General features: G+C 66.7%; 17 protein-coding genes. 15 read left to right on the plus strand and 2 right to left on the minus strand.

Going from position 1 to position 16343, the window contains the following annotated elements:
• The first annotated feature begins 14 nt into the window (after window positions 1–14).
• The 3 genes from secY to map all read left to right on the plus strand — a co-directional run bounded on the left by secY (window position 15) and on the right by map (window position 2883).
• Window positions 15–1337 (plus strand): preprotein translocase subunit SecY, encoded by a 1323-nt coding sequence (gene secY / locus C3B61_RS00530; RefSeq protein WP_088457168.1) that lies wholly within the window; start codon window positions 15–17, stop codon window positions 1335–1337.
• Window positions 1334–1948 (plus strand): adenylate kinase, encoded by a 615-nt coding sequence (locus C3B61_RS00535; protein WP_088457167.1) that lies wholly within the window; start codon window positions 1334–1336, stop codon window positions 1946–1948. The genes secY and C3B61_RS00535 overlap by 4 nt, the downstream gene beginning before the upstream one ends.
• Window positions 1949–2046: 98 nt before the next feature.
• The gene (gene map, locus C3B61_RS00540; protein WP_241990250.1) at window positions 2047–2883 is read left to right on the plus strand and encodes a type I methionyl aminopeptidase; all 837 of its coding nucleotides are present in this window, start codon (window positions 2047–2049) and stop codon (window positions 2881–2883) included.
• A gap of 114 nt (window positions 2884–2997) precedes the next feature.
• On the opposite strand, the gene C3B61_RS00545 is transcribed toward map, so the two are convergent.
• A complete protein-coding gene (locus C3B61_RS00545; protein WP_241990251.1) occupies window positions 2998–4929 on the minus strand; it encodes a BglG family transcription antiterminator in 1932 nt (643 codons plus the stop codon).
• Window positions 4930–5094: 165 nt separating this feature from the next.
• On the opposite strand from C3B61_RS00545, the gene C3B61_RS00550 reads away from it, so the two are divergent.
• From C3B61_RS00550 to rplQ, 12 genes are all read left to right on the plus strand, one after another.
• Window positions 5095–5412 (plus strand): PTS sugar transporter subunit IIB, encoded by a 318-nt coding sequence (locus tag C3B61_RS00550; protein ID WP_088457162.1) that lies wholly within the window; start codon window positions 5095–5097, stop codon window positions 5410–5412.
• A 130-nt stretch (window positions 5413–5542) separates the two neighbouring features.
• Window positions 5543–5809, plus strand: a complete 267-nt coding sequence (locus C3B61_RS00555; RefSeq protein ID WP_088457161.1) for an HPr family phosphocarrier protein — start codon at window positions 5543–5545, stop codon at window positions 5807–5809.
• A gap of 13 nt (window positions 5810–5822) precedes the next feature.
• On the plus strand, window positions 5823–7547 hold the full coding sequence (gene ptsP, locus C3B61_RS00560; RefSeq protein ID WP_103459161.1) for a phosphoenolpyruvate--protein phosphotransferase: 1725 nt from the start codon (window positions 5823–5825) through the stop codon (window positions 7545–7547).
• Window positions 7544–9001 carry a PTS mannitol transporter subunit IIBC gene (locus C3B61_RS00565; RefSeq protein ID WP_103459162.1) on the plus strand — a complete coding sequence of 486 codons (1458 nt, stop codon included), beginning with the start codon at window positions 7544–7546 and terminating at the stop codon, window positions 8999–9001. The genes ptsP and C3B61_RS00565 overlap by 4 nt, the downstream gene beginning before the upstream one ends.
• Window positions 9001–9441 (plus strand): PTS mannitol transporter subunit IIA, encoded by a 441-nt coding sequence (locus tag C3B61_RS00570; protein WP_088457158.1) that lies wholly within the window; start codon window positions 9001–9003, stop codon window positions 9439–9441. Before C3B61_RS00565 ends, C3B61_RS00570 begins: the two co-directional genes overlap by 1 nt.
• Window positions 9438–10586, plus strand: a complete 1149-nt coding sequence (locus C3B61_RS00575) for a mannitol-1-phosphate 5-dehydrogenase (RefSeq protein ID WP_103459163.1) — start codon at window positions 9438–9440, stop codon at window positions 10584–10586. The genes C3B61_RS00570 and C3B61_RS00575 overlap by 4 nt, the downstream gene beginning before the upstream one ends.
• 128 nt (window positions 10587–10714) lie before the next feature.
• Window positions 10715–10936, plus strand: a complete 222-nt coding sequence (infA, locus tag C3B61_RS00580) for a translation initiation factor IF-1 (RefSeq protein WP_022883252.1) — start codon at window positions 10715–10717, stop codon at window positions 10934–10936.
• A gap of 67 nt (window positions 10937–11003) precedes the next feature.
• Window positions 11004–11117: a 50S ribosomal protein L36 gene (rpmJ, locus tag C3B61_RS00585; protein ID WP_035834639.1), complete on the plus strand. Its 114-nt coding sequence runs from the start codon at window positions 11004–11006 to the stop codon at window positions 11115–11117.
• 160 nt (window positions 11118–11277) lie between these two features.
• A complete protein-coding gene (gene rpsM / locus C3B61_RS00590; protein ID WP_066597575.1) occupies window positions 11278–11652 on the plus strand; it encodes a 30S ribosomal protein S13 in 375 nt (124 codons plus the stop codon).
• A 42-nt stretch (window positions 11653–11694) separates the two neighbouring features.
• The gene (gene rpsK, locus C3B61_RS00595) at window positions 11695–12093 is read left to right on the plus strand and encodes a 30S ribosomal protein S11 (RefSeq protein WP_055821293.1); all 399 of its coding nucleotides are present in this window, start codon (window positions 11695–11697) and stop codon (window positions 12091–12093) included.
• Between the two features lie 167 nt (window positions 12094–12260).
• On the plus strand, window positions 12261–13250 hold the full coding sequence (locus tag C3B61_RS00600) for a DNA-directed RNA polymerase subunit alpha (RefSeq protein ID WP_066597571.1): 990 nt from the start codon (window positions 12261–12263) through the stop codon (window positions 13248–13250).
• A 51-nt stretch (window positions 13251–13301) separates the two neighbouring features.
• Window positions 13302–13820: a 50S ribosomal protein L17 gene (rplQ, locus tag C3B61_RS00605; RefSeq protein WP_088457156.1), complete on the plus strand. Its 519-nt coding sequence runs from the start codon at window positions 13302–13304 to the stop codon at window positions 13818–13820.
• Window positions 13821–14224: 404 nt separating this feature from the next.
• Here rplQ and C3B61_RS00610 read toward each other — a convergent pair whose 3' ends face one another.
• Complete coding sequence (locus tag C3B61_RS00610; protein WP_103459164.1) at window positions 14225–16195, minus strand: acyltransferase family protein; 1971 nt, start codon at window positions 16193–16195, stop codon at window positions 14225–14227.
• Between the last annotated feature and the right edge of the window lie 148 nt (window positions 16196–16343).

Genomic DNA, 16343 nt, shown 5'->3' on the forward strand with positions numbered 1-16343 from the left:
ACTGGAGGCCTTTTTTGTTTAGCGCCATTGCGCGGATATTCCGCACGCCGGACCTTCGTAAGAAGATCGGGTTCACCCTGGGCATTGTCGCCCTGTTCCGTCTGGGCTCGTTCATCCCCGCCCCGTTCGTGGACTTCGGCAACGTGCAAGCCTGTCTTGCAGCGAACCAGGGAACGAGCGGCCTCTACGAGCTCGTGAACCTGTTCAGTGGTGGCGCCCTGCTGCAGCTGTCAGTCTTCGCGCTGGGGATCATGCCGTACATCACGGCCTCCATCATCGTGCAGCTGCTGCGCGTGGTGATCCCACACTTCGAGACCCTCTACAAGGAGGGTGCGGCGGGCCAGTCCAAGCTCACGCAGTACACCCGGTACCTCACTATCGCCCTGGGCATCCTGCAGTCGACCACGTTGATCACGGTGGCCCGCAGCGGCGCCCTGTTCGGCACCTCGGCCTCCTCCGAGTGCTCCCAGCTGCTCACCAACGACGCCTGGTACGCCATCATGCTGATGGTCATCACCATGACCGCCGGTACCGGCGTGATCATGTGGATGGGTGAGATGATCACCGAGCGCGGCATCGGCAACGGAATGTCGCTGCTGATCTTCACGTCGATCGCTGCCCAGTTCCCCAACTCGCTGATCTCCATCGCCCAGCAGAAGGGCATCGAGATCTTCCTGGTCGTCCTCGCGATCGGCCTCGTGGTCGTAGCGGGTGTGGTCTTCGTCGAACAGTCGCAGCGCCGCATCCCGGTGCAGTACGCCAAGCGCATGGTGGGTCGCCGCACCTACGGCGGCAACAACACCTACATCCCGATCAAGGTGAACATGGCCGGCGTTGTGCCCGTCATCTTCGCGTCGTCGCTGCTGTACCTGCCGGCCCTGATCGCCCAGTTCAACCAGCCCGCCGCCGGCGAGACGCCGCAGGCCTGGGTCACCTGGGTCACCAACAACCTCACACAGGGCAGCCACCCGCTGTACATGGCGTTCTACTTCCTGCTCATCGTGGGCTTCACCTACTTCTACGTCGCGATCACCTTCAACCCCGAAGAGGTCGCCGACAACATGAAGAAGTACGGCGGCTTCATCCCCGGCATCCGTGCCGGCCGGCCCACCGCCGAGTACCTCGACTACGTGCTCACCCGCGTGACTCTGCCCGGTGCTCTCTACCTCGGCCTCATCGCGCTGATCCCGCTGATCGCGTTCTCGCTGATCGGCGCCGACCAGAACTTCCCGTTCGGTGGCGCCAGCCTCCTGATCATCGTCGGCGTCGGCCTGGAGACGGTCAAGCAGATCGACTCCCAGCTGCAACAGCGCCACTACGAAGGGCTCCTGCGATGACCCGTCTTCTCGTGATCGGACCCCCCGGGGCCGGCAAGGGCACTCAGGCCGTGCGCCTGGCCGAAGCGTTCGGCATTCCCGCCATCTCCACCGGCGACATCTTCCGTCACAACGTGAAGACCGAAACCGAGTTGGGCCTGAAGGTCAAGGCGTTCATCGAGGCCGGCAAGTATGTGCCCGACTCCCTGACCAACGAGATCGTCGCCGACCGCCTTCAGGAGCCGGATGCCCGTGGCGGCTTCCTGCTCGACGGCTACCCGCGCACCACCGACCAGGTGCTCGAGCTCGACCGCCTGCTCGACGCCGAAGGTACCTCGCTCGACGCCGTGGTGCAGATCGTCGCGGACACCGACGAGGTCGTCGCCCGGCTGCTCAAGCGGGCCGCCGAGCAGGGCCGCGCGGATGACACCGCCGAGGTCATCCGGCACCGTCTCGACGTCTACGAAGAGCAGACCGCACCGCTCATCGACCTGTACGACAAGCGCGGCGTCGTGGTCACCATCGACGGCCTCGGTGCCGTCGACCAGGTCACCGACCGCATCGTGGCCGCGCTGGCCGAACGCGGTCTGCACGCCGTCGGTCCCACCGACGCCGTGGCGGCATCCGTCTAGATTTGCTGTGATGGGGCGTCGGCTTCGGTCGGCGCCCTTTCGTTTTTCACCCGGGCGCTTTCCGGCGCCGGCTCCGCACGACGACTTAGTTTGCAGGTATGACCGTGGCCCTTCGCCGCTCCATCTACAAGTCCCCGGCGCAGATGCGCCTGATGCTGGCCCCCGGCCTGGCGACCGCTGCGTCGCTCGTGGCGGCGCGGGAAGCCATGCAGGTGGGAGTCACTACCCTCGAGCTGGATGCCGCCGCTGAGGCGGCCATCGTGGCGCTGGGCGGCCAGCCCAACTTCAAGCTCGAGCAGGGCTACTTCCACACGGTGTGCGCCTCGGTGAACGACGACGTGGTGCACGGCATCCCCAATGGTCGGGTGCTCGGTGCCGGCGATATCGTGTCAATCGACAGTGGCGCGATCATCGACGGCTGGAACGGCGACGCGGCATTCACCTTCGTGCTGCCGGACCCGTCGCGGCCCGAGCTCGTCGCCGAGCGCGAGGAACTCTCGCGGGTGACCGAGCAGTCGCTCTGGCACGGCATCGCCCGCCTGGCCGAGGCGCGGCACCTCAACGAGGTCGGCGAGGCCATCGAGGACTACATCGAATCGCAAGGCAGCTACGGGATCCTCACCGACTACGTGGGCCACGGCATCGGCAAGTCGATGCACGAGGCACCGCCGGTGTTCAACTACCGGGTGCGCCAGAAGGGCCCGGACGTGAAGCCCGGCCTGGTCGTGGCGATCGAGCCGATGGTGGTGCTCGGCGACATCGAGACCTTCACCCGCGACGACGACTGGACCGTCGCGACCAGCGACGGCAAGGCCGCCGCGCACTGGGAGCACAGCGTCGCCGTGCACAAAGACGGCATCTGGGTGCTCACCGCCGAAGACGGCGGTGCGGCGGGCCTGGCCCAGTTCGGCATCACCCCGACGCCCCTGGCGTAAGCGGCTGTCGCCCGCCCGGCCGCAACAGTTGCCTGTGCGGACGATTGCGCCCGGTGTGCCGGGACCATTCGTCCGATTTGGGACCAGTTGGGTGCGGGAGCGGGATGCGCCGGGCTAGGCGTCCATGACGTGGACCAGCTCGTCGATGAAGGACGCGAAGTCGACGGAGCGTTTGATCAGGCGCTGCACCTCGAGGCGGTCGGAGAAGACCTCCACGAACTGGTCGAAGACCGCCTGGAAGGTGCTGCGGCCGGCGGCACTGAAGGCGATCAGCGCGACCACGTTCACCCGGTTGTCGCCCCAGTCCATCGGGGCGTCGTTGATCACGATGGCGATCGAGGTCTGCTGGGCGCTCATCGCCATGGCGTGCGGCACGGCGAGGTTGTCGGTGAACGCGGTGGATGACATCAGCTCCCGCTCGATGGCGCCGTCCACGTAGCTCTGATCGATGATGCCCCGCGCCATCATGCGCTCGCCCAGCGCGGTGATCATCGCGGTCTCGTCGGGGGCGTAGAAGTTGCGCGAGAACAAAGACTCGTCGAAGAACTGCAGCAGGTCGTCCTTCAGTCGCGCGCGCCGGCGCATCCGTCGCACCCGGCTGGCCTGCTGGCGGATGCGGTCGATGTCGTTCTGAGTGAGGAACGGCTGGATCACGATGACCCCGTCGGCGTGCAACTGCGGGTCGATGGTGGTGAGCACCAGATCGGCGTCGAGAGCGTCCCAGTCCACATCGGAACGGGTGATCACCGCGACGACCTCGAGGTCGTCGCCGAGCACCCGTTCGATGCGTTCGCGCAGCAGCACGTGCATGTCGTAGTAGTTGGGGCACACTATCGCGCAGGTCACCAGCTCCACCCGGCGCACCTGCTGCTCGAGATGCGCGCCCACGTGCATGGCGATGTAGGCGATCTCGTCGTCGTTGATCACGATCTGCTCGGCGCGCTGCAGTTGGCTGGCGATGTACACGGCCAGCTCGTAGATCAGCGGGTACGAGGTCTTGATCGACCGGGTGAGCGGGTTGCGGGAGTAGGACTTGTCGTGTGCCCGGTTGATCAGGTTGCGCACGTGCAGGGTCAGCCGCACGATGAAGTCGTCGTCGTCGAGGTCGACGAGGTACTCCCGGCTGGCCCGGTCCACGATGGCGCGCATCATCGCGAGCTCCTCCGGCCGCACGTAGCTTTCGATGAGGGTCTCGGCCGGCTGGTCGTGGCCGGGGGTGATCACCCGGGTGGTCAGCAGGAACGCCAGATAGGCGAGGTCACCGCTGCCCAGGCGCACGTCGAAGTGCTTCGTGATCAGGCCGGACAACGAGGTGGCGAGCTCCGACGGCGGTTCGGCGACGGCGGGAGCGGGGGAGAGGTGCTTGGTGACCCTGTCGATCGCGATGGCCACGTGCAGCAACACGTTGTTGATGCCGTACTCGTTGACGAAATATCCCTGGCCGTCGAGCAGCTCGATGAGGTCGGTCTTGAACGCGCCCAGGCTGTCGGCGCCGGCCTGCCCGGAGGTGAACTCGCGCTGGATGGTCTCCAGGTCGATCATGCCGCGGGCGCTCTCCTCGCGGAACATCCGGCTGAGCAGCCGGCGCCGGTCGGTCTCCGATCCGGTGAGGGTGACCACGCTGCCGTGCCGCACCAGGGTCAGGCCACTGTCGGGCAGCATCAGCCGCACCCGGGCCAGGTCGGCTTCCACCGTGGAGTCGCTGACGAAGTTCTCGGCGGCCAGCTCGTAGACGTCCAGCCCGTCGGGCGATTCGGTGAGCCGACGCACCAGGCTGGACAGCCGTTGCTGCGGGGTGTCCGCGTCCGTTTCGCGCGGCTTGGACCGGTGCTGGGCGGTGAAGCTGGCGAACTCGTCGCGGTTGAGCCTGTAGCCGGCGGTGCCGGATTCGATGACGGTGAGCGGATGCGCGGCCGCCTTCACCGCCGTGACATAGCTGCGCACACTGCGCGGGGTAACGCCCAGGCGGTCAGCAAGTTCGCCTGCCGTGATCCAGCTGGATGTCTGGGACAGGAAGTCCAGCATCCGCGTCTGTTTATCACTCATCGTGCGCAACTCCATCGTCTCAAGAGTAGTCAAGCAGAGTGCGAGCCCGGCACGGTAGGACCCCGACGTGTTTCCGCACCCTGCGGAAAAGGGTCTGGTGGCGCCGCAAGTCCGAAGAGAGGACAGTAAGTGTTGAATTCAAAGATCGATGAAAGGAAAGAATCAATGAAGATTCTCATCGTGTGTGGTGCCGGAGCGTCCAGCGCATTCGTGGCGCACAGGCTGCGGGTCACCGGCAAGGAACGCGGGCTCACCCTCGCGGTCGTCGCCGGTAGCGAAGGGGACCTACCGTCCTCGCTCGACACCATTGACGTACTCCTGGTCGGTCCCCACCTCGCACCCCGCTTCGAGCGCATCAGCGCCCAGGCGAAAGAGCGCGGCGTGGGCGTGGCACTGCTGCCCGACTCGGTGTTCTCGGCGCGTGACGGCGTCGTGGCACTTGATCTGGCCGTAGATGCCGAACACGAGCGGTCGTGGGTCTGACTTCGCAGGTCACCCGCACCGTTCCATCCGTTTTTTGTTGTGCCGGCCGCCGCCGGCTGCCCGCACGAAGCCGGGACCTCGACTGAGGCCCCGGTGACACTCCCGCACGTTGGAAAGGCAGGCGCGACACATGGTCGAACGCACCGTACAGATCGGATCGACGCACGGGCTGCACGCGCGCCCCGCGAAACTCTTCACGAAGGCCGCCGCCGCCGCGGGAGCCCCGGTCACCCTGCAGAAGGGCGACGGCAAGCCGGTCAATGCCGCCAGCATCCTCGGCGTCATCTCGCTGGGCATCAACCACGGTGACAGCGTCACCCTCGCCACCGACGGCGACAACGCCGACACCGTGCTCGACGGCCTCGTCGAGCTCCTCCTCACCGACCACGACGCCTAGGCGGGACGCGCACATGATTGAGCTGCAGGGCATCGGGATCGGCCAGGGCGTCGCCATCGGCCGGGTCCTGCGCATGCCCGCACCGTTGCCGGAGCCTGTCAGCACCCGCAGCACCCTCGACCCGGATGCCGAACTGGCCCGGGCGACCGCGTCGATGCGCACCGTCGCCGAAGACCTCGAAGCCCGGGGCGAACGCGCCGGCGGCACCGCCCAGGAGGTGCTCGAGGCCCAGGCCATGATGGCCGAGGACCCCACCCTCCTCGAGGAGGTCACCGTCCGGCTGCACAAGCACCAGACCGCCGAACGCGCCGTGTTCGAGGCCTTCGCCGTCTTCCGCGACCAGATGCTGGCCCTCGGCGGCTACCTCGGTGAGCGCGCCGCCGACCTCGACGACGTGGCCCAGCGGGTCATCGCGGACCTCGGCGGCCTGCCCGCACCGGGTGTGCCGGACCCCGAAGACCCCTTTGTACTCGTCGCCCACGACCTCGCCCCCGCCGACACGGCCCTGCTCGACCTCGACAAGGTGCTCGGCCTGATCACCATCGACGGTGGACCCACCTCGCACACCGCCATCCTGGCCCGGGAGAAGTCGATCACCGCGATCGTGGGCACCCACGCCGCCGCGCAGCTCGCCGACGGCGACGAGGTCATCATCGACGCCGCCAACGGCATCGTGCTCGTGGCCCCCACCGCGAAGCAGCTCGCAGAGGCCCGCGCCCGCATCGCCGCCCGCGAAGCCCGCGCGCTGGCCCCGATCGGCCCCGGCCGGCTCAAGGACGGCACGCCGGTGCCGCTGCTGGCCAACCTCGGTTCGGCGGATGGCGCCGCCAAGGCTGTCGCCCTCGGCGCCGAAGGTGTGGGCCTGTTCCGCACCGAGTTCCTCTTCCTCGACTCCACCTCCGCGCCCACAGTGACGCAACAGCGTGAGCAGTACGAGCGGATGCTGCGCGCCTTCCCCGGCCAGAAGGTCGTGGTGCGGGCGCTCGACGCCGGCGCCGACAAGCCCCTGGCGTTCCTCAACGACGCCGCCGAGGAGAACCCCGCCCTGGGCCTGCGCGGCCTGCGTGCCCTTCGTGCCAGCGAGGACATCCTGCGGGAGCAGCTCACCGCCCTCGCCGAAGCCGACGCGGCCACCGACGCGGACCTCTGGGTGATGGCGCCGATGGTGTCCACCGTGGAAGAGACCGTGTACTTCACCGCCCTCGCCCACGAGCTGGGCCTGAAGACCGCCGGGGTCATGGTCGAGGTGCCGAGCGCGGCACTGCTGGCCAACCACATCCTGGCGCACGCCGACTTTGCCTCCATCGGCACCAATGACCTGACCCAGTACACGCTGGCGGCGGACCGGATGCTCGGCAGCGTCGCCGCGTTCCAGGACCCGTGGCACCCCGCGGTGCTTCGCCTGGTGGGCGAGGTCGGCGCCGCCGGCGCGAGCCTGGGCAAGCCCGTCGGTGTCTGCGGCGAGGCCGCGGCCGACCCGCTGCTGGCCGTGGTGCTCGTGGGCCTCGGCGCCACCACCCTGTCGATGTCGGCGTCAGCTCTCGCCGACGTTCGGTCCTCCCTGGCCGACTTCACACTCGAGCAGGCCCGGCACCTCGCCGACGCCGCTCTGTCCGCCGATGGCGCAGCATCCGCTCGCGCCGCGGCAACCGCAATCGCACACAGCTACACCAGCACCGCCCCCACCGGCACGGGCCCTACCGTGCTTGCAACCCCCGAGAGAGGTACACAGAAATGACAACGACGTCTGTCACCGAGAAGAAGGGCGCGAGGGTCCACGTACAGGCCTTCGGCACCTTCCTGAGCGGCATGATCATGCCCAACATCGCGGCGTTCATCGCGTGGGGCATCATCACCGCCTTCTTCATCCCCACCGGCTGGACCCCGAACGAGACCCTGGTCACGCTCGTGGACCCGATGATCTTGTACCTACTGCCGTTGCTGATCGCCAACACCGGTGGCCGGATGGTCTACGGCACCCGCGGTGGAGTGATCGCCTCGATCGCCACCATGGGTGTCATCGTGGGCAGCTCGATCCCGATGTTCATCGGCGCCATGATCGTCGGCCCGCTGTCCGCATGGATCCTGATGAAGGTCGACAAGATCTGGGCCGGCAAGATCCGCCCCGGCTTCGAGATGCTGGTGGACAACTTCTCCGCCGGTATCCTCGGCTTCGCCCTGGCGCTGGGTGCGTTCTTCGGAATCGCCCCGCTGGTCACCGGCCTGAGCGCCTTCCTCGAGACCATCGTGGACTGGCTCATCGTCAACGGCCTGCTGCCGATCGCGTCGATCTTCATCGAACCGGGCAAGATCCTCTTCCTCAACAACGCCATCAACCACGGTGTGCTCACCCCCATCGGTGTGCAGCAGGTCCAGGAGTCCGGCAAGTCCATCCTGTTCCTGCTCGAGGCGAACCCCGGCCCGGGCCTCGGCATCCTGCTCGCGTTCTCGTTCTTCGGCGTCGGCCTGGCCCGCGCGAGTGCACCCGGCGCGATCATCATCCAGTTCCTCGGTGGCATCCACGAGATCTACTTCCCGTATGTGCTGATGAAGCCGATGATGGTGCTCGCCGCCATCGGTGGCGGCATGACCGGTGTTGCCGTGAACGTCGCTTTCCAGACCGGCCTCCGCGCCCCCGCCTCGCCCGGCAGCATCATCGCCGTGCTGGCGCAGACCCCGGCAACCGACTTCATCGGCGTCATCCTCTCGGTCATCGCCTCAGCCGGTGTCTCGTTCGCGATCGGTGGTGTCATCCTCCGCGCCAGCCGCAAGAAGGACCTCGCCGCTGAGAACGACAACGAACTGGCCGCCGCTATCGCCAAGACCGAAGCCAACAAGGGCAAGTCCAGCTCGATCCTGGGCAACCTCGGCGCCACGGCCACGACCGGCACCGCAGTGAAGAACATCGTCTTCGCCTGCGACGCCGGCATGGGCTCCAGCGCCATGGGCGCCTCGGTGCTGCGCAACAAGATCAAGAAGGCCGGCATCGAAGGGGTCACGGTGACCAACCAGGCCATCGCGAACCTCGACGGCACCGCCGACCTCGTGATCACCCACCAGGACCTGACGGACCGGGCCCGCGGCAAGAGCCCCAAGTCGGTTCACGTGTCGGTGGACAACTTCATGAACAGCCCGAAGTACGACGAGGTCGTGCAGTCCCTGCAGGGCAGCGACAAAGGAGTGACCAAGTAATGACCCAGAGCATTCTGGAACCGCAGAACGTGGTGGCCGCGGGTGCGGCCACCACGCGGGACGAGGCCATCCGTGAGGCCGGTGCCCTGTTGGTCGCCGCCGGAGCGGTGAAGCAGGAGTACGTCGACTCGATGTTCGAGCGCGAAAACTCCGTCTCGACCTACATGGGCAACTTCCTGGCGATCCCGCACGGCACCAACGACGCGAAGGAGTCGATCGTGCGATCGGCACTCTCGCTGGTGCGGTACGCGGAGCCGATCGATTGGGACGGCCAGCCCGTCAAGTTCGCGGTCGGCATCGCCGGCCTGAACAACGAACACCTGGAGATCCTCTCCAAGATCGCCGTCGTCTTCTCCGACGAGGACGAAGTACAGAAACTGATCGACGCTGGTTCGCAGGACGAGATCTTCGCCCTGCTCGAGGAGGTAAACGCAGAATGAAAGCCATTCACTTCGGCGCGGGCAACATCGGCCGCGGCTTCGTAGGTCTCCTGCTCCATGAGGCCGGTTATGAGGTTGTCTTCGCCGATGTGAATGGCCCTCTCATCGAGGCGCTGCAGCAGGCGCCGTCCTACACCGTGCACGAGGCGGGGGAGACTCCCACCGACAAGGTGGTCGACAACTTCCGCGCCCTCAACAGCGCCACTTCGGAGGCCGATCTCATCAACGAGATCGCCACGGCGGATGCTGTCACCACCGCTGTGGGTCCCACCGTGCTGCGGTTCGTGGCCCCGGTCATCGCGGCGGGCCTGGCCCGCCGCGAGGCCGGGTTGCCCCCGCTGGCCGTGATGGCCTGCGAGAACGCGATCAACGCCACCGATGTGCTCGCCGAGCAGGTCTGGGCGAACGTGCCAGAGGGTGACCGCGCGGCCCTGAAAGGCCGGGTGGCCTTCGCCAACACCGCCGTGGACCGCATCGTCCCCGGCCAATCGAAGGATGCCGGCATCGACGTCACCGTCGAGGCCTTCTACGAGTGGGTCATCGAAAGCCCCGCGTTCGGCTCCGCCCCGCCATCGATTCCCGGCGCCACGTTCGTGGAGGACCTCGCGCCCTACATTGAGCGCAAACTCTTCACCGTGAACACCGGACACGCCACCGTCGCCTACCTCGGCACCCAGGCCGGCGTCTCCAAGCTCTCTGACGCGCTTCTGGTGCCGTCGGTCGCGGATGGTGCCCGCCGGGTGCTCGAGGAGACCAGCGCCCTCCTGGTGGCCAAGCACGGCCTCGACGAGGCCACCCAGCGCGCCTACCGCCAGAAGATCCTCGGCCGGTTCGCGAACCCGTCGCTGCCGGACACCGTCGAACGAGTCGGCCGTCAGCCGCTGCGCAAGCTCAGCCGGCACGAGCGTTTCATCGGCCCGGCCGCCGAGATCGCCGAACGGGGCACCCGTCCCGTGGCGCTGCTGGAGGCGATTGCCGCGGCCCTCCGCTTCGACGTCGCAGACGACGAGCAGAGTGTTGAGCTGCAGCGGATGCTCGCCACCGACTCCGCCGAGACCATCGTGGCGAACGTGTGCGGGCTTGAGGCCACGCATCCGCTCTACGCCGATGTGCTCGCGGTCGTGGCAGCGGCGACCAGATTATAGGGATGAATTGCCAAAGGGCAATCGCATAGCATAGGATAAATCCTTGGTGTCTAGCACTGCCTTTACTGGCGTGTCTGGAGGCCACAATCCCGCAAGACCAGCAACCAATACTTTAGCGATAGTGAGTTATGGCCAAAAAAGACGGTGTCATCGAGATCGAGGGCGCAGTAGTCGAAGCTCTTCCCAACGCGATGTTTCGCGTTGAGTTGACCAACGGCCACAAAGTTCTTGCCCACATTTCGGGCAAGATGCGTCAGCACTACATCCGCATCCTTCCTGAGGACCGTGTGATCGTGGAACTGAGCCCTTACGACCTGACCCGCGGTCGGATCGTATACCGCTACAAGTAAGCGTTGCTGTAAGTAACGGCCTGCGGCATTCCGTGGGTACGAAGACAGCGATTACAAGGACACACCCATGAAGGTCAAGCCCAGCGTCAAGAAGATCTGTGACAAGTGCAAGGTCATCCGCCGTAACGGCAACGTGATGGTCATCTGCGAGAACCCGCGTCACAAGCAGCGTCAGGGCTAGGTCTCGACACGCTCGACCAGCGATGGTCGTTCTCGAGATCCACGCACGACACAACTAAATACATAGCAGTGCCGGGAACCCTTCGGGGGGACACCATCGGTTGGAGGCCGATGCACAGGTGCTGCTACAGACCTCCACTCATCCCACAGGAGAAGCCACAATGGCACGTCTAGCCGGCGTAGACATTCCGCGCGATAAGCGCGTGGAAGTTGCACTTACTTACATTTTCGGTGTTGGCCGTACGAGGGCACTCAAGACCCTCGCCGACGTCGAGATCGATGGAAACATTCGCGTCAAGGACCTGACTGACGAGCAGCTCGTCCAGCTCCGCGACTACATCGAAGGAACCTTCAAGATCGAGGGTGACCTTCGCCGTGAGATCGCCGCTGACATCCGCCGCAAGGTCGAGATCGGTAGCTACGAAGGTATTCGTCACCGCAAGGGCCTGCCCGTTCGCGGCCAGCGCACCAAGACCAACGCTCGTACCCGCAAGGGCCCGAAGCGCACCGTAGCCGGCAAGAAGAAGGCGCGCTAGGCCTCGCCTAGCCCGTCACGCCTCTAGGATTCAGGAGAAATCATGGCAGCACCAAAGTCGGCCGTACGGAAGCCGCGTAAGAAAGAAAAGAAGAACATTGCTGTGGGCCAGGCCCACATCAAGAGCACCTTCAACAACACCATCGTCTCGATCACCGACACCACCGGTGCGGTCATCAGCTGGGCGTCCTCAGGTGGAGTTGGCTTCAAGGGTTCGCGCAAGTCGACCCCGTTCGCCGCTCAGCTGGCTGCAGAGTCTGCAGCTCGCCAGGCCCAGGAGCACGGCATGAAGAAGGTTGACGTCTTCGTCAAGGGACCGGGTTCAGGCCGCGAAACGGCTATCCGTTCGCTGCAGGCCGCTGGCCTCGAAGTTGGCTCGATCAACGACGTGACGCCCCAGGCCCACAACGGTTGCCGTCCCCCGAAGCGCCGCCGCGTTTAATTCCTTTCAGTGACTGGCGATTGGGCTTGTCTGGGTCGAAAGATCCGGGCAGGCTCACTCGCCGTTCACCGCGACAGGGCCGCTTCTCGCGGGCCCGTCGAGACTCACAATTTCACAACTCGCCACTAAGTGTCATATAGCGGACACTTCGCCGAAAGGAATCAATAGTGCTTATTGCACAGCGCCCCACGCTCACCGAAGAGAACATCTCGGAGTTCCGGTCCCGGTTCGTCATCGAACCCCTCGAGCCCGGCTTCGGCTACACCCTCGGTAACTCGATGCGCCGCACCCTGCTTTCCTCGATTCCCGGCGCTGCTGTCACCAGCATCCGTATCGATGGAGTGCTTCACGAATTCAGCACCGTTCCCGGGGTCAAGGAAGATGTCACCGAGATCATCCTGAACATCAAGGGCCTGGTCATCTCCAGCGAGCACGACGAGCCGATCACCGCGTACCTGCGCAAGCAGGGCTCCGGCCAGGTCACGGCCGCCGACATCTCGGCTCCGGCCGGCGTCGAGGTTCACAACCCCGAGCTCGTCATCGCGACCCTGAACGACAAGGCCAAGTTCGAACTCGAACTGACCATCGAGCGTGGCCGTGGTTACGTGTCGGCTACCCAGAACCGCAACGAGTACTCCGAGGCCGGCCAGATTCCGGTCGACTCGATCTACTCGCCGGTTCTCAAGGTGACCTACCGTGTCGAGGCAACTCGTGCCGGTGAGCGCACTGACTTCGACCGCCTCGTCGTTGACGTGGAGACCAAGTCGGCTATCTCGCCCCGCGACGCCATCGCATCCGCCGGTCGCACGCTGACCGAGCTGTTCGGTCTGGCCCGCGAGCTGAACACCGCTGCTGAGGGCATTGAGATCGGCCCCGCGCCGGTCGACGCCGTCCTCTCCACCGAGCTGTCCGTGCCGATCGAAGACCTCGATCTGTCCGTGCGCTCGTACAACTGCCTCAAGCGCGAAGGCATCAACAACGTCAGCGAACTGGTCGCCCTCTCGGAGACCCAGCTGATGAACATCCGCAACTTCGGTCAGAAGTCGGTGGATGAGGTCAAGGACAAGCTCGTAGAGCTCGGCCTGTCGCTGAAGGATTCTGTGCCCGGCTTTGACGGTGCGCACTTCTACAGCGGTTACGACGAAGAAACCATCTAAGGCTCGTCGTTCCTCGACGCCTTTCGACTTTGATACTGGAGATTACCGATAATGCCTAAGCCCACTAAGGGAGCCCGTCTCGGTGGCGGACCGGCGCACGAGCGCCTCATGCTCGCGAACCTGGCTGCCGCCCTGTTCACCCACAAGTCCATCAAGACGACCGAGACGCGCGCCAAGCGCCTGCGTCCGGTTGCCGAGCGCCTGGTGACTTTCGCCAAGCGTGGCGACCTGCACGCTCGTCGTCGCGTTCTCGCGACGATCGGCGACAAGACCGTCGTGCACGAGCTCTTCACCGAGATCGCGCCCCAGGTTGCGCTGCGCGATGGCGGCTACACCCGCATCACGAAGCTCGGCTTCCGCAAGGGCGACAACGCCTCCATGGTGCAGATGGAGCTCGTTCTCGAGCCCGTTTCGCCCAAGGTGAAGTCGAACAAGGCCTCCGCAGCGAAGGCGTCCGCGCCCGTCGCCGAGGAGACCCCGGTTGAGGCTGAGACCGTTGAAGCTGAGACCGTTGAAGCCGAGACCGTTGAGGCCGACGCTGCTGACGCATCCGCTGAGGAAGCCAAGTAACACCAGCTTCACCCGCAGTACCTGAAAGGGCCCGACTTCGGTCGGGCCCTTTTTGTGTGCCCGAGGATGGTGCTGGAGGCGCCCGCTTCGGCTCGATGCACCCCCTGCGGCTGGATGCGCCCGCTATAGCGGGCGCGCTCGGCCACACGAGGTGCAGTGTGGGCGTGCCGGCGGGGCACGCAGAGGTCGATGGCGGTGTGGGTGGCTCCGCCGGCGGTACGCGGGTCAGGCGCCGCTATGCGCCTGGCGCGCCACCCGCATGGCGGCGCCTTGCCCGCATACCTCGAGAGGTCCCGCCCGCATGATTCGAGACCCCGCCCGCATGCCTCGAGGTGCGTCGCCCACATGCCTCGGATACCCGGTCGGCGCATCCGCCGCACGGCCCAACCGCCGCGGCGGGTGGGTCAGCGCACGCGGAAAGCCTGCAGAGTGTCGGCGCCGGGCGCGCGGCTCGGTGCGGCACCGGGCAGCCGTTCGAGGGCGACCGCCACCGAGTCGGCGTAGATCGCCCCGCCGGTGGGGCCGGGGTGGATGCCGTCATCGGCGAGCACGTCGACGTGCGGGGCGATCGCGGCGCTCCAGTCGGCGAGGACCACCTGGCTACGGCGCGCCGAGAACTCCGCCAGCTCCGTGTTGACCCCCGCGGTCCAGTCCCGGTCCGCGAACGCGTTCACCACGATCAGTTCGCGGGAGGGACCGATCACCCGCATGACGGCGGCGAGGTCGGCCTGGTCGACGGGACCGTTCGTGCCCAGGCCCAGCAGAACCACGGGGCGCAGGGTGCCCGCGGCACGTTGTGCGGCCAGGATTTCCGGGGCGGCGTCCATGCCGCGGGACACGGCGGCGTCGATCGTGATGCCGGGGAACTCGGCCTGCAACTCGGCCGCGGAGGCGAGCATCACGGAGTCCCCGACGGCGGTGATGTTGGACCCCCTGGTGGTTTCCGTGACCACACCTGCGGCCTGGGCGGCGGCATCCTTGGCGGCTTGTGCCTGTGCCGCCTGAGCGGCTTGGGCCAGCGCCTGCTGGCCGCGGAGCACCTCCGCCTGGGCCGTCGTGACGGTGGGCGCCGTGACCACGGATGCGCCGGTGCCCACCAGCAACATCAGCACGACGGCCGCGGCGAGAACGAGTGCCGCACGGGAGCGGTAGCGGCGACGGGTGCCCGGCGCAGACACCCGCATGACCTTGGCGCGCAGCTGTCCGACCGCGCCACGGAGGCCCTGGCAGCGGATCGGCATCTCGAGCCACCGGTACGAGGTCGCAGCGGCCGCCACGGCCAGCACCAGGGTGAGCAATCCGGTCGCCGCGACACTCGCCGGGCCGCGGCCGAACGGCGCCACGAGCTGCACCAGCACCAGCAGCGGCCAGTGCCAGAGGTACAGGCCGTACGAGCGTTCACCGAGGTAACGCAGCGGAGCGGTGTCGAGCATCCGCCCGAACCGGTCGCCGGCCACGCCCGCCCAGATCGCCACGGCGGTGAGCGCGCTCACCAGCAGGAGGCCGCCGCGGTAGGCGGCGGCGGCGTCTGCCGGTAGCCAGATCGCGGCGGCGATCAGGCCGGCCACCGCTGCCGCGCCCCACCAGGGCCGCATCATGGTGAGGGTCCGGCGCGCGGCCGGGGCCGCCACCGTGCCGCCCGCAGTCGCGGGCCCGAGCGGACGCAGCAGCAGGGACAGTCCGGCGCCGATCAGCAGGCCGAAACTGTGGGTGTCCGAGCCGTAGTACACCCGGGTGGGGTCGCTGCCCGGGGAGAAGCCGACGCCCATCCATACTGCCGACGCGAGGGCGAGCGCCACGACGAGGGCCAGGCGCAGGCCCGGCCGGCGGACCCTAAGCAGTAGGAGGAGCAGCAGCGGCCAGAGCAGGTAGAACTGTTCCTCCACGGCCAGCGACCAGAGGTTGCGGAGCAGCTCGGGCTGGCCGGAGCCGAAGTAGCTGGTGTTCGTGGCCATCGACACCCAGTTGTAGCTGAACGTCGCGGCGCCCAGCAGCTTCCAGCCCAGGCCAACGAGCACATCGCCGCCGAGCAGCCAGGCCGCCGTGCAGGCCACCAGCACCACCGGCACCAGCGCCGGCACCAGGCGCCGGGCCCGACGCAGCCAGAACCGCCGCGGCGAGAACCGGCCGGTGCGGTCGTGTTCGGCCACGATCAGGCCGGTGATCAGGAAACCGCTGATCACGAAGAAGATGTCGACGCCGATGAAACCGCCCTGCAGCACCGGCGGAAACAGGTGGTAGACAACGACGAGGATGACGGCGATGCCCCGGAGGCCGTCGAGGCCGCTGAGCCGGCGGCCGGCCGGAACGTCCGGGTGGCGAACGGCGACAGCTGTGGCGGGGGAGCGGGGCGCGGTGCGAAGGAGACTGGTCATAACTGTGCGGCCTGAGACGGGCCCGTCCAACGATAACCCGGCCCGGCCTCTACACTGACCTCTGTGAGTTTTCCCGAGCCCGTCGACGGCGCCCTTCCGCTGGTGCTGGCCGAGCTCAACCCGGATGGTGCCCTGGCGGCACCGTCCG

This window comes from Cryobacterium zongtaii, from assembly GCF_002909375.1.
Classification (GTDB): Bacteria; Actinomycetota; Actinomycetes; order Actinomycetales; family Microbacteriaceae; genus Cryobacterium; species Cryobacterium zongtaii.